This window comes from Nitratidesulfovibrio sp. SRB-5, from assembly GCF_019931275.1.
Classification (GTDB): domain Bacteria; phylum Desulfobacterota; class Desulfovibrionia; order Desulfovibrionales; family Desulfovibrionaceae; genus Cupidesulfovibrio.
The window spans coordinates 243,741-256,834 of the sequence record NZ_JAIOTY010000001.1; the positions used below are offsets into that span (position 1 = coordinate 243,741).

The 13,094-nt window shown below is 70.0% G+C and carries 9 protein-coding genes and 1 tRNA gene; 5 read left to right on the top strand and 5 right to left on the bottom strand.

Features of this window, described 5'->3' with window-relative positions:
- Positions 1-108: 108 nt before the first annotated feature.
- The 3 genes from K6142_RS00945 to K6142_RS00955 all read right to left on the bottom strand — a co-directional run bounded on the left by K6142_RS00945 (position 109) and on the right by K6142_RS00955 (position 2,444).
- Complete coding sequence (locus K6142_RS00945) at positions 109-684, bottom strand: hypothetical protein (RefSeq protein WP_015946076.1); 576 nt, start codon at positions 682-684, stop codon at positions 109-111.
- Between the two features lie 6 nt (positions 685-690).
- Complete coding sequence (locus tag K6142_RS00950) at positions 691-1,611, bottom strand: SDR family oxidoreductase (protein WP_223290386.1); 921 nt, start codon at positions 1,609-1,611, stop codon at positions 691-693.
- 224 nt (positions 1,612-1,835) lie between these two features.
- The gene (locus K6142_RS00955) at positions 1,836-2,444 is read right to left on the bottom strand and encodes an HPP family protein (RefSeq protein WP_190245225.1); all 609 of its coding nucleotides are present in this window, start codon (positions 2,442-2,444) and stop codon (positions 1,836-1,838) included.
- 471 nt (positions 2,445-2,915) lie between these two features.
- Between K6142_RS00955 and K6142_RS00960 the strand changes: the two genes are divergently transcribed.
- From K6142_RS00960 to K6142_RS00975, 4 genes are all read left to right on the top strand, one after another.
- Positions 2,916-4,181, top strand: a complete 1,266-nt coding sequence (locus K6142_RS00960) for a phenylacetate--CoA ligase family protein (protein ID WP_007526208.1) — start codon at positions 2,916-2,918, stop codon at positions 4,179-4,181.
- Between the two features lie 188 nt (positions 4,182-4,369).
- On the top strand, positions 4,370-5,836 hold the full coding sequence (locus K6142_RS00965; RefSeq protein WP_411722681.1) for a ChaN family lipoprotein: 1,467 nt from the start codon (positions 4,370-4,372) through the stop codon (positions 5,834-5,836).
- Between the two features lie 260 nt (positions 5,837-6,096).
- The gene (locus K6142_RS00970; protein ID WP_190246062.1) at positions 6,097-6,504 is read left to right on the top strand and encodes a type II toxin-antitoxin system HicB family antitoxin; all 408 of its coding nucleotides are present in this window, start codon (positions 6,097-6,099) and stop codon (positions 6,502-6,504) included.
- A 386-nt stretch (positions 6,505-6,890) separates the two neighbouring features.
- On the top strand, positions 6,891-7,952 hold the full coding sequence (locus K6142_RS00975) for an Fpg/Nei family DNA glycosylase (RefSeq protein WP_190246061.1): 1,062 nt from the start codon (positions 6,891-6,893) through the stop codon (positions 7,950-7,952).
- Between the two features lie 200 nt (positions 7,953-8,152).
- Here the strand turns inward: K6142_RS00975 and K6142_RS00980 are convergent, their stop codons facing one another.
- Positions 8,153-11,398: a ComEC/Rec2 family competence protein gene (locus tag K6142_RS00980; RefSeq protein WP_223380715.1), complete on the bottom strand. Its 3,246-nt coding sequence runs from the start codon at positions 11,396-11,398 to the stop codon at positions 8,153-8,155.
- Positions 11,399-11,525: 127 nt separating this feature from the next.
- Positions 11,526-12,779, bottom strand: coding sequence for a UDP-N-acetylglucosamine 1-carboxyvinyltransferase (gene murA, locus K6142_RS00985; protein ID WP_190245991.1), 1,254 nt, complete (start codon positions 12,777-12,779; stop codon positions 11,526-11,528).
- A gap of 199 nt (positions 12,780-12,978) precedes the next feature.
- Between murA and K6142_RS00990 the strand changes: the two genes are divergently transcribed.
- Positions 12,979-13,054: transfer RNA gene (locus K6142_RS00990), tRNA-His, on the top strand.
- Positions 13,055-13,094: the final 40 nt, after the last annotated feature.

A 13,094-nucleotide genomic window follows, 5' to 3' on the forward strand; every position in this document is an offset into this window, starting at 1 on the left:
GACCGGTGTCGGACCAGTTCCTGCCCGGTTCCGGAAGGCAGGGCAGGCGTGCGCATCGCGTGCCATGCCGTGCCCGTCTGCCGTCTCTTTCGCCCTTCGCCTTTCCGCCTACAGCAGCATGCGCTTGGCCTGGCGCATGGCGTTGCGGCAGTCGCACACGAAGCGGAAGGCCGCCCGGTGCCGGGGGGTGGCGTCGCGCGGCAGCACGCCCGTTTCGGCCCACGCGAACAGTTCGTCCATGGGCGCGGCCACGCTGAACCAGAAGCCCTGTTCCATGGGCACCGGGCTGTGCGCGTAGTGGCCGAACAGGATGCGGTCATCCACGATGATGCACGGCGCGCAGGGCAGGGCGTGGGTTTCGTACACCTCCACCAGCCCTTCGTGCCGGGCGGCCAGTCGCACGATGAAGTCGCGCGAGGCGGCGAATTCGTGCTCCATCTGCACCGCCGTCAGGTCCGGGCGCAGGGCGTGCAGGAATTCGTCCACCCAGTTCCGGCGCGACGCAAGCGGCACGGTGATCATCTGCAAGCGGCGGAAGGTGGGCTGGGCCAGCGCGGTGCGCAGCGCCTCGGACAGCGCGGGCATGCGCCCGAATTCGGCGTACAGGGCCATGTGCAGCACGATGCGCTGGCGGGCTTCCGCCAGTACCTGCGGCAGGCTTGCGGTATGCAGGCCGACGTACATGCGGGGTTACTCCTCGTAGATCATCCGGCGGGTCATGCCGCCGTCCACCAGCCAGTTCTGCCCTGTGACGAACCCGGCGTCATCCCCGGCCAGAAAGGCCACCAGCGCGGCCACGTCGCGCACGGTGCCCACGCGGCCCACGGGGTGCTGGGCGCGGTCGGCATCCGTATGTACCGGCGTTTCACGGTGGGCCGCCTTGCGCAGGTGGCGCACCTCTATCCAGCCCGGCGAGATGCAGTTCACCCGCACCTCCGGGCCAAGGCTGACGGCCAGCGCATGCGTCAGGGCCACCAGTCCGCCCTTGGACGCGGCGTAGGCCTCGGTGTGCGGTTCCGACTGCACGGCGCGGGTGGAGGCGATGTTCACCACCGCCCCGCGCGAGGCCCGCAAATGGGGCACGGCGGCGCGCACCATGCGCATGGGGCCGGTCAGGTTCACGTCCAGCATGCGCTGCCAGCGGTCCATGTCCATGGCTGCCACGTCGGCGGGGCCGGAATGGGGATTGGCGATGCTCGCGTTGTTCACCAGCAGGTGCAGTCCGCCGAAGCGGGCCACCGTGGCGGCCACGCAGCGGTCCGCGTCGGCCTGGTCGGCCACGCTGCCGTGCAGGGTCAGCAGGGGGAATGTTGGGGAATCGGGCGTAGCAGAGGCATCCGGATGCGCGGGTAACGAAGCGTCGTTGTCGGCGGTCAGTTCGGCGGCCAACGCGGGGGACAATGCCCCGGCCAGTTCGGCCAGCGCCTCGGCGTCGGCATCCATGGCGGCCACGCACATGCCACAGGCCAGCAGATGTTCCACGATGCCCCGGCCAATGCCCTGCGCGCCGCCGGTGACCAGGGCCACGCGGCCCGCCAGCGGATGGGCTGCGGAGAGGAGACGGGCGGGGCCGGGGGTATCGGCGTTGGGGGGCGGGGCGTGATGTTCCATGGGACTCCTGCGGTGACGGGGACTCCTGCGGTGGCGGGGGCTGACGCGGTCAGGGAGCGCAGGCTTTTCAGTCTTGCCGCGACGCGCCATCGGCGCTCGGCCAGTCTAGCCCGCCCGCATCGCCGTGGCAACCGTGCGGCCCTTTGCCACCAGTCGCCGCCAGTCGTCTTCAGTCTCCACTAGCTCCGCGCGTTCCCCACCTCCTGCCCCACCGCCCCTGCCCTTTACCACCAGTGCCTGGGGTAGCGCCGCCCGCGCGGAATGTTGTTCACCAGCAGGGCCACCACCAGCAGGGCGGCGGCCCCGGCGGCCACGGGCACCAAGGCGTACTTGTAGCCCAGCGCCTGGATTTGCGGGCTGCCGGTGACGGCGATGAGCGCGGTGGCCCCGCCCGGCGGGTGCAGGGTGTCGGTGAGGTGCATCAGGGCGATGGCGGCGGCCACGGCCACGGCAGGGGCCAGCCATGCGGTGGAGAGAACCTGCGCCTCTGCCCCCGGCATTCCGGCCAGGCCCGGCACGCCCAGATTGCGCGCCACGAACACCCCCACCAGCGCGGACAGCACATGCCCGCCCAGCAGGTTGCGTGGCTGTGAAAAGGGCGCGCCCGGCGCGCCGTAGGCCAGCACCGCCGAGGCTCCGAACGAGCCGATGAGCACGAAGCCGTCGCCCGGAGAGGCCACCCGGTCGCACAGCCACGCCACCACGCCGATGCCGCACAGCGCGCCGATGAACGACCACAGGGTTTCGGAAACATCAGGTTTGGGCAGCAGGCCCAGCAGGCCGGGGCGGCAGTTGTCGCGGCCGCAGCCGCACATCTTGCGAAAATAGTCCATGGTGTGGTCGCAGGCAGAAGGGTGTGGGGTGGGCGGCGCCGCAGGACGAAACGCCGCACCCGGAAGTGTGCAGGCTACCGTAGGTCCGTAGCGCCCGTCGTGATCGGGGTCACATTCCCGAAAGAGAACACTGGTGCAAGTGCATCATGCTGTAATCATGATGGTTGTTATCATTTTTTTGGCCGCGCAATGGCGAGGCCCCGGCCAACACCCGGACATCTGCCGGACACTCATCGGTAACCTGCCGCAATGGTGTCTCTTTCATCGTACTGCGGCGAGAGTCGAATTTTCCACAAGCATAATCAACATGTGTAAAATTCTGTATCATGCAGGTATGAAAGGAGATAAAAAAATATTCTTGCCAACCCCATGCGCGCGGGCTATGGGCGAATCCTGCAAATGCATCGGGCGCAGCGTTCCTGTTCCGGGGGCCGCGCGCACCGCACGCCATGATACCAAGGAGCCCACCGCATGACCCGCAAGGACCGTACCGAAGGCATCTACAGCCGCCGCGAAGTGCTCGACGAGAGCGAACGCAGGCAATACTACCTCATCCAGCTGAAAGACCTGCTTTCCTACGCCTATCGCTATTCCGAGGACGTGAAGAAGCGCTTCGACCGCGCCCAGTTCAACGTGGAGAAGTTCAAGACCCTCACGGACCTCAAGCACATTCCCATTCTCAAGAAGAAGGAACTCATCTTCCTCCAGTCCATGGGGCCGCGCCTTGGCGGGCTGCTGACCAAGGACCTGGGCGAGTTGAAGCGCGTGTTCCTGTCGCCCGGTCCCATTTTCGACCCCGAAGACCGCGCCGACGACTACTGGGGTTACACCGAAGCCTTCTATTCCGTGGGCTTCCGCCCCGGCGACGTGGCCCAGATCACCTTCAACTACCACCTCGCCCCGGCGGGCCTGATGTTCGAGGAACCCCTGCGCAACCTTGGCTGCGCCGTGGTGCCCGCCGGCCCCGGCAACGCGGCCACGCAGCTCGAGATCATGTCCAAGCTGCGCGTGTCGGGCTATGTGGGCACGCCCAGCTACCTGCTGCACCTTGCCCAGAAGGCCGAGGAAAAGGGCATGAACCTGCGCAAGGACCTGTTCCTTGAAGTGGGCTTCGTCACCGGCGAAAAATTCTCCGAAAAGCTGCGCGCGCAGCTCGAGAAGAAGTTCGACCTCATCATGCGCCAGGGCTACGGCACGGCGGACGTGGGCTGCATCGGCTACGAATGCTTCCACAAGACCGGCCTGCACATCGCCAACCGCTGCTACGTGGAAATCTGCCATCCGGACACCGGCATTCCGCTGAAGGACGGCGAAGTGGGCGAAATCGTGGTTACGGCCTTCAACAAGACCTACCCGCTGATCCGTCTGGCCACCGGCGACCTGTCCTACATCGACCGTTCGCCCTGCCCCTGCGGCCGCACCAGCCCGCGCCTTGGCTCCATCGTGGGCCGCGTGGACACCACTGCGCGCATCAAGGGCATGTTCGTGTACCCGCACCAGGTGGAACAGGTCATGTCGCGCTTCGAGGAAATCAAGCGCTGGCAGATCGAGGTCACCAACCCCGGCGGCATCGACGAGATGACCCTGTTCATCGAGGCCAGCAACTTCAAGCGCGAGGACGAACTGCTCCACCAGTTCCGCGAGAAGATCAAGCTGCGCCCGGAACTGAAGATCCTTGCGCCCGGCACCCTGCCCCCGCAGATTCGTCCCATCGAGGACAAGCGGGTATGGGACTAGCCGGAACCCGGCATATGAGCGGACGCGGGGCGGGAAGTTTCCTGCCCTGCGTGCCGCTGCTTCTGCTCGTGCTGCTTGCGGGCGGCTGCGCCGTGGCGCGGCCGTCCGACAGCGGCGGCACGGCGCGTGCGCCCATTGTAGCACCGGCGAGGGCGACCGCGACCGCAACCGCACCGGGGGACGCGCGCATGGGCATGACCATCCCTCGCCTGCCCGACGGCACGCTGGTGACGGTGTCCCCGGCGGGCGAAATCCGCGCCATGGACCCGGCGGACGCCGCCCGGCTGGCCCTGCGCCACGACTACATCCTGCTGGGTGAATCGCACACCAGCGCGTGCGACCACCGGGCGCAGGCCGCGTTCATCACCGCCCTGCTGGCGGAGGGCGCGCGCCCGGCCATCGGGCTTGAAATGGTGCCCCGCGACGGGCAGCCCGCGCTGGACGAGTTTTCGCGGGGGGCCACCCTGCTGGACAAGCTTTCCGATGCCCTGGACTGGCCGAAGACCTGGGGCTACGACTTCGCCTTGTATAAGCCCGTGTTCGCCGTGGCCGACTGGGCGCGCCTGCCCGTGCACGGCCTGAACGTGCCGCAGCGCGTGGTGCGCCAGGTGAGCCGGGGCGGGCTGGAATCCGTGCCCGAGGCCGACCGGGGCTGGCTGCCGCCGTCCATCATCGCGCCCGCGCCGGAACAGCGCGCCACGCTGACCGCCATCTTCCGCGAGCACGCGGCCATGCGGGCGGGGCGGGCCGAGGGTGCGAAGGGCGTGACCAGGGATGCCGCGCCGCAGGGCGGAACCCCCGCCGCGCCGCAGGGTGCGCCAGCCACCAATCCGGCACTGGCCGTGCCCGCCGCGCCGCCTGTCGCGCCGTCTGCCCCTACCGTGGCTGGCCCTGTCGTGGCTGGCCCCGTCCCGGCAGCGGACAACGACGCCGCAGCCCTCGAACGGTTCCTGCTGGTGCAGTCGCTGTGGGATTCGGCCATGGCCCATCAGGCCGTGCGGGTGCGCGTGGCCCACGGTGGCCCGGTGGTCATTCTGGCGGGCGGCGGACATGTGGAGTTCGGCTGGGGCATTGCCCGGCGCATCCGTCTGCTGGACCCGGATGCCCGCGTGCTGCTGGTGATGCCGTGGCGCATCGCACCGGATGCGGCTGCCGGGCCCCCGGTGACCGACGCCAAGGGCGCGCCCGCTGGTGCGTCCGCGAATGTTTCCTCCCCTTCCTCCGCTCCTGTCGGCCCTGCCGCTCCCGTCCCTCCCGCTTCCGGACAGGGCGACACCCCGCCCGACGCGGCGCAGGCCGATATCTTCTGGGTGTGCCGGGCCGAGCCGGAACCGCCGCGCCCCATGCCCGGCATGCCCGGAACCGCCATGCCCGCCGCGGGCGGCCCCGCGCGGCCCCGGCTGGGACTGCTGTTGCAGCAGGAAGCGGACGGCGCGCGCGTGCAGCAGGTGGAGCCCGGCTCCGTGGCCGAGCGCGCCGGGTTCCGCCCCGGCGACCTCATCCTGCGCGTGGGTGACCGCCCGGTGGACTCCATGCGCGTGCTGCACGAGGCGGGCGCGGCAGCCGTGGCCGCCGGGCAGGACGTGCGCTTTACCGTGCGCGGCCCCGGCGATGCCGACGCGGAACGGGTGCTCACCGTACCCGGCCTGAAGTAGGAATTTTCCGCAGCCGCCCGCGCTGCCCCCGTCCCATGGCGTTTCGGCCACGGATGGCGACTGCGCAGGGGAGGGTTGCGTTGCGGAATCGGACGAATTGGAGTTTGATTGCGCCGCCCCGAATACCCCCAATGCGCCGGAGCAGCGGGACACGCCGTACCGGACTGCGCCCCCTTTGGGCATGGGAATCCGGGTGCCGACGCCACAAATCAGAAGCACAATCCGCGAGCATGCGCCGGATACCCCGGCCGGAGGATGGAATGCTGTATTGCGCCGTGCTGACCCCCCTTGGCGATGACGGATTCGCCGTGGACTTTCCCGATTTTCCCGACGCCGCCCCCGGCGACGTGGGTGCCGATACTCTGTGCGAGGCCTATGGCGTGGCCGAGGAAGCGCTGGCCGAGCACGTGCGCGGGCTGCTGGCCCGTGGCGAAACCCTGCCCGAACCCACCCCGCCGGACCGGTTGCCCGTGGCCCCGCCCGCCGGTGCCGCCCTGTTCATGGTGCCCGTGCGTCTGGAGCCGCGCCGGGTGGTCAAGGTAACCCTGACCATGACCGAGCAGGAAAAGGAAAAGCTGGATGCCGTGGCCGCCGACTGGAACATGAGCCGGTCGCAGGTGGTGGTGGCGGCGATTCGAGATCTCTGCGACCGGATGGGCTGCCCTTAGCGTTTGCCGCGTCTTCCGACCGATAGCTGCGTCAGGCGGCCCTGACGTATCGGGCGAATACGAGAAGAGCGCGCTGCGGTCGCCACTCGTAATGCTCGAAGACGCGCATAACGATTGCCGCTATGCGCCCTCACGTCAGGGCCGCCTTCCTTGCTCTCGGCACGAAATCCGCGCCAAACGCAAGGTCGCGCCTTGGGCTGGAAAGATGATGACGCCGGGACAAACGCCCTCGCGGGCTGTGCCACGCGGTGGGATGCGGCCTTCCCTGTTCCCTCGCCAATTCCGCCCCGTCATGCGCGGGCCTGCTGACAGGCCGCGTCGGCGTGCCTATGGTGTGCCGATGCGGCGTTTTTCGTTCATCGCACGCCAGTTACGCGGAGTTGCCCATGCCTGAGTTGCCAGAGGTGGAGACCATTGCCTGCGGTTTGCGGCCCCAGTTGACGGGGCGGCGCATCGTGTCCGTTTCGGTGCGCAACGAAGGGACGGTGCAGGGCGATGCGGCGGCGTTCGCCCGGTGCGTGCCGGGGCGTGTCATTGCCGGGGTGGGGCGGCGTGGCAAGTTGCTGCTGATGGAACTGGCCCCGCCGGGCGGCCCGGATGCCACGGGCGGTGGAGCGGGCGGGACGGATGCGGCACGGTCCGCCGGGAAGGGGACCGATGTTCCGCCCGATGCTCCGCCCGATGTTCCGCCAGACGCGGCAGACCTGATGGCCTGCCGCGACGCGGCGGGCAAGATGGCCGGTTCCGGCGCGTCCGGCGCGACAGGCGCGTCAGGCGCGACAGGCGCGTCAGGCGCGACAGGCGCGGCGGGCGGCAACCGCGAGCCGCATCTGCTGGGCGTGCATCTGAAGATGACCGGGCGGCTGTTTGTCTACGGGCCGGAGGTGGCGCCCAACACCCACACCCGCGTGGTCTTCGGGCTGGATGACGGCAATCGGCTGTTTTTCGACGATGCGCGCAAGTTCGGTTACGTGCGCACCCTGTCCGACGCGGATCTGGCCACGTGGGACTTCTGGCGGTCGCTGGGGCCGGAGCCGCTGGAGATTGCCGCGCCGGACTTCGCGGCGCTGTTCCGGGGGCGGCGGGGGCGCATCAAGGCGCTGTTGCTGGACCAGACGGTCATCGCGGGCATCGGCAACATTTACGCCGACGAATCGCTGTTCCGGGCGTCCATCCGGCCCGATGCGCAGGCCGGGGAGCTTTCGCCCGAGCGGCTGTGCGTGTTGCACGGGCATCTGGTGGACGTGCTGCGCGAATCCATCGCCGAGTGCGGCAGTTCCATCCGCGACTACCGCGATGCCCACGGCGATGCCGGGGCCTTCCAGAACCGCTTCCGGGTGTACGGCAGGTCCGGGCAGCCGTGCGTGGCCTGCGGGCGCACGCTGGCCACGGGCAAGGTGGCCGGGCGCACCACGGTATTCTGCGAACACTGCCAGAAGTTGAAATAGCCAGAAGCCGAAATAGCCGGAGAGGGACAGGGCGGGGCAGGGCAAAGGGCGTGCCGTGCAGGCCGTGGTCGGCATTACGCGATGTGGCCGCGCAGCCACCCGGTACGGGGGAATCGAAGCCACATTCCGACCCCGCACCTTCGGTATATTTTGCGTAGAGGGCAGAGGCCTGTTCGTCAAGGCTGGCCGTTTGCCTGGCGTTACTGTCCGCCGTCGGCGTCGCCGCCGTCCCCGTCGCGGGCGGTGGTGACGGTGGCCGGGCCGGGCCAGACGCGCGTTTCGGCCATGTCGCGCGCCTTTTCTGCGTCCTTCGTTCCCCTCGCATCCCACCGGGCCTGTATCTGGCCCGATTCCGCCGTCACCAGCAGGGGGATGTTCCGGGCCGCCAGCGCGGCGCGGGTGTCCGCCACGGGAAATCCCCAGCGGTTGCGGTAGCCCGCACTGGCCAGGGCCACGGAGGGACGCACCGCATCCAGCAGTTGCGGCAGCAGTTTGCGCCTGCCGCCGTGGTGGGGCAGCACCAGCACTTCCGCCGAAAGGTCCGTGCCCGCGTCCAGCAGGGCGCGGATGGCCGGGTCGCCCGCATCGCCGGGAATCAGCGCCAGGCCGCGCCGTCTACCACGTCCGTCCTGCCCATTTGGCCCGCCTTGTCCATTTGGTCCATCCGGTCCATTCAGTCCATCCGGTCGATTCGGCCCGTCCTGCCGATTGCTGTCGTCGCGCGCCGTCAGGCGCAGCACCAGCGAGGCGTCGTTGCCGTCAAAGGCGGGGCCAGCCGCCTCCGGCAGGGGTGGGTGCAGCACTTCCAGTTCCAGGCCGTCTGCAAGGGGAATGCGCTGCCCGGCATGCCAGCGTTCCTCGTGATGTCCGACCAGTCGGGCATGGCGCAGGATGGCGGCCAGCCGCGCGCCGTCCTCGCCGTGCGGCGGTTCGCCGTTGCCCGCCACCCGGCGCACGGCAAAGGCGTCGATGACGTACAGAAGCCCCCGCAAATGGTCGCGGTCCGGGTGCGACCAGACCACCGCGTCCAGCCGGGGCGGGCGGTTGTCGGTCAGCGCCGGGGCCACCACGCGGCGTCCGGTGTCCCACGAGCGCGAGGCCGTGCCCCCGCCATCCACCAGCATGCGGCCAGCGCCCCAATCCAGCGCCACGGACTGCCCCTGCCCCACGTCCAGCACGGCCAGCCGCACGGCAGGGTCCGTGGCGGCGGCAAGGCGCGGCCACACCGGCCCCAGCATCAGCAGCGCCCCGGCTGCCAGCAGCAGGGCGGCGCGACGGCGTGTGGAGCCTGTTGCCTGACCGGTCGCGCCCCCGGATGTCTGGTCCGATACCCGCTCCGATACATGCAGCACCGCCGCGCCCAGCAGCACCCACAGCCCCAGCATGGCGGCGGGGTGGGGGCGCAGCAACTGGGGGTTGCCCAGCAGGCCCGCGCCGTCCAGCCAGCGCAGCGAAACCAGCAACAGATCGAACGGCCAGCGGGCCACCAGCAACAGCCATCCGGCCACCTCCGGAGCCGCGGGGGCCATGGCCATGCCCGCAAGGCCCAGCGGCAGCGCCACTCCGTCGATGAGCGGCAGGAACAGCAGGTTCAAGGCGAACCACGGGCTGGACGTGCCGAATACCCGCGCGGACAGGGGCAGCAGGATCAGCTGGATGCACAGGGTCACCCACAGGGTGCGCGCGGCGTACACCATGAGGCGGGAGCGCCACGGGTGCGCGGTGCGCCGGTGCATGCGATGCGCCGGTGCCGTTGCGGTGGGGCCGCCGTATCCATCATGGCTGGCCGCACCGCCCCGTTCGGCCAGACCATCCTGTTCGCCCACCCCCCCCAGCCCACCCAGTTCACGCAGTCGACGGGGCAGCAGGGCGGCCAGCGGCCTGGCCAGGGCAATGCCCGCCACGGCGCAGGCGGAAAGCTGCAACGACAGGTCGTCCGCCGCGCCGGGGTCGAACAGCACGATGACGCACACCGCCCACAGCAGGCCGTCCAGCAGCACCTGCGGCCTGCCCCGCCAGTACAGCCACGACCAGAACACCAGCATCAGCGCCGCGCGCACCAGCGAGGGCGGCGCGCCGCCCAGCCAGACATAGGCCAGCGCGGGCGGCAGCGAGCAGGCCAGGGCCAGCTTGCGGCGCGGAATGCGCAGGTACACGCCGGGGGCCATGCGTCCGGCCAGCAGGGCGACTGCGGCGCCCAGCGCGGCGGCGGCGCACAGGTGCATGCCCGACAGGGCAATGGCATGGATCAGCGAGGCGCGGGCCACAAGGTCCAGGTCGCGGCTGTCCAGATGAAAGCGGTCGCCCAGCACCAGCGCGGGCAGAAACGCCCCCGCCGGGGTGGGCGGTTCGGGGGCGTGGCCGGGCTCGGCGGCAGCGGCGGATTCCGGCGCGGGCGCTCCCGGCCCGAATGGCTCCTGTCCTGACGCGCCCTGCCCCGACGGTTCCTGCTTGGGCCCCCCCGATGGGAATGTCCCCGATACCGGCGCCCCCGCTCCGGACGCCTCTGCCGTGGCCTTGCGGCGGAGCTTTGCGCCGGTGCCCTTTTTGGCGGGCGTCTCCGTGGCAGCGGCTGTCGTCGCGTCGCCGTTTTTGGCGTCCGGCCCGGCTGCGGCGTCCGATCTGCCGTTCTCCGGCGCGCCGTGCAGGGCAATGGCCCGCAGCATGGCGGTGCGCAGGTTCTCGCGGAAGCTCCATCCTGCGGATGGGGTTCCCTCCACGCGGGGCATCCCCTTGGCGTGGGTGGTCCAGGCGCGGAAGCGCACATCGCGAGAGGCCCAGAACGCCGCGCTGTCGTCGCCGCCGGGGTTGGCCAGCCCGCGCATGGGGGCCACGGCGGCGGTGACGGTCAGGCGGGTGCCTGGCGCGGGCCGCAGTGGCGGGCTTTGCCATGACAGGGCCAGCAGCCCCGGCAGTGCCGGGTGCTCCATCGGTTCCGTTGGGGCGGGCGATTCGGTGACGGGCAGCAGTGCTCCCGGCGTGTCATCCGGTGTCGCGCCCGGTGTCGCGCCCGATGCCGCTGCGGACGCTGTTGCAGCGGAGCCGAACGGCGCGGCAGGTCCGCCAGCGCCGTTCGCCTGCCGTGCGTTCGTCTCTGGCCGCACATCGCGCAGCAGCAGCCGGATGCGCCCGTCGGTGGTGGGGGTGCACTCGGCCACCGTGCCGCTGAAGCGCACCGGGCGGTCGGTGTCGGCCCAGGCGGGTGTTGGCGGGGGCGGTCCGGGTTCACGCAGCCATGCCGCCCCCAGCCCCACGCAGAAGCACAGCGCGTATACGGCCACCCGCGCCGCCCCCCGCGCCCGCGCGCCCATGCCCAGCCACAGCAGCGTCGCCGCCGTGACGGCCCAGACGGGTTCGCCCCGTGGCGGCAGCGCGGCCAGACCGGCCAGCGCCGCCAGCAGGCAGGCCTGCCGGAACAGCAGCGGCGGCAACAGTGGCGGAGCCAATGGTGGTTCCGGTCGGGGCTGAGGCTGCGAGGACGGCTGGTGCATGGCTGGCGCTGCCTGCGGGGTTTTCCGGGTGCAAAAAAAGGCGGGCCGCGCCGCGTGGCGGGCCCGCCCGGAAGGCGTGCGGCTATTCGGGCATGCGTGTGATGCGCGCGCCCACGGCGTTCAGTTTTTCCTCGATGCGCTCGTAGCCCCGGTCCAGGTGGTAGATGCGCTGGACGTGGGTTTCGCCCTGCGCGGCAAGGCCCGCCAGCACCAGCGAGGCGCTGGCCCGCAGGTCGGAGGCCATGACCGGCGCGCCGATGAGCTTCTGCACGCCGCGCACCATGGCGGAGTGCCCGGACAGCTTGACGTCCGCGCCCATGCGCACCAGTTCCGGCACGTGCATGAAGCGGTTCTCGAAGATGGTTTCCTCCACCACGCCCGCGCCGCTGGCAATGGTCATCAGGGCCATGATCTGGGCCTGCATGTCGGTGGGAAAGCCGGGGAAGGGGCGGGTGGTCACGTCGCGGGCGCGCAGGTGGCCGTTGTGGGTCACGCGCACGTCGCGGGTGCCTTCACGCTCGATGATCAGCCCCATGTCGCGCAGCTTGGCGATGACCGCCTCCAGTTCCTCGAAGGGGCAGTCGGTCAGCAGCAGGTCGCCGCCGGTGATGCCCGCCGCCACCATGAAGGTGCCCGCCTCGATGCGGTCGGGCATGATACGGTATTCGCACCCGCCAAGGCGCGGCACGCCCTGCACCTTGATGATGCTTGAGCCGTGCCCTTCGATCTTCGCCCCGCAGGCAATGAGGAAGTTGGCCAGGTCCACCACTTCCGGCTCGCGGGCAACGTTTTCCAGAATGGTCTCGCCCTCGGCCAGGGTGGCGGCCATGAGCAGGTTTTCGGTGCCGCCCACGGTGGGGAAGTCGAAGTGGATGTGCGCGCCGCGCAGCTTCTTGCAGCGGCCCTGGATGTAGCCGGAATCCAGGTCGAAGGTGGCGCCCATCTTTTCCAGTGCGGTCAGGTGCAGGTCCACGGGGCGCGCGCCGATGGCGCAGCCGCCGGGCAGGGCCACGCGGGCCTCGCCCAGGCGGGCCAGCAGCGGGCCAAGGCACAGCACCGAGGCGCGCATGGTCTTCACCAGGTCGTAGGGGGCTTCCGGCTTCAGGTCGCACGGGGTGACGGTGACGGTGTGGCCGTCGAATTCCGCCGGGCAGCCCAGGATGGCCAGCAGCTTGTTGGTGGTGAAGATGTCGCGCAGGCGCGGCACGTTGGTGTAGGTGATGGGTTCTTCGGCCAGGATCGAGGCCATCAGGATGGGCAGGGCGGCGTTCTTGGAGCCGCTGACGGCAATGGCGCCGCGCAGGGGCACGCCGCCTTGGATGACAAGCTTGTCCATGTGGTCGTGGGTATCCTTTACGGGTAGTCGCGGCGGAAATGTTCCGCGCGGGTGATGGCTTTGGCTGCGCCGCGTCGGGTTGTCCCGTGGCGGCATGGGGGCATGGTCGGAAACGGGCGTCAGTAACGAAAGGGGCCGAAAGGGGGCGATTGCCTCTTGACCGGTCCCCGCGCCGGGTGTATATGCGCTCTCTCTTACGGCGGATGTAGCTCAGTTGGCAGAGCACCTGGTTGTGGCCCAGGTGGCCGTGGGTTCAAGTCCCATCATTCGCCCCATTGATTCCGTGCCCCGCGAAAGCGGGGCTTTTCTTTTTCC

Coding starts and splice junctions, on each gene's coding strand:
- K6142_RS00970 (WP_190246062.1), top strand. CDS start 6,097: ATGCTGTATTGCGCCGTGCTGACCCCCCTTGGCGATGACGGATTCGCC.
- murA (WP_190245991.1), bottom strand. CDS start 12,779: ATGGACAAGCTTGTCATCCAAGGCGGCGTGCCCCTGCGCGGCGCCATT.
- K6142_RS00955 (WP_190245225.1), bottom strand. CDS start 2,444: ATGGACTATTTTCGCAAGATGTGCGGCTGCGGCCGCGACAACTGCCGC.
- K6142_RS00975 (WP_190246061.1), top strand. CDS start 6,891: ATGCCTGAGTTGCCAGAGGTGGAGACCATTGCCTGCGGTTTGCGGCCC.
- K6142_RS00960 (WP_007526208.1), top strand. CDS start 2,916: ATGACCCGCAAGGACCGTACCGAAGGCATCTACAGCCGCCGCGAAGTG.
- K6142_RS00965 (WP_411722681.1), top strand. CDS start 4,370: ATGGGCATGACCATCCCTCGCCTGCCCGACGGCACGCTGGTGACGGTG.
- K6142_RS00950 (WP_223290386.1), bottom strand. CDS start 1,611: ATGGAACATCACGCCCCGCCCCCCAACGCCGATACCCCCGGCCCCGCC.
- K6142_RS00945 (WP_015946076.1), bottom strand. CDS start 684: ATGTACGTCGGCCTGCATACCGCAAGCCTGCCGCAGGTACTGGCGGAA.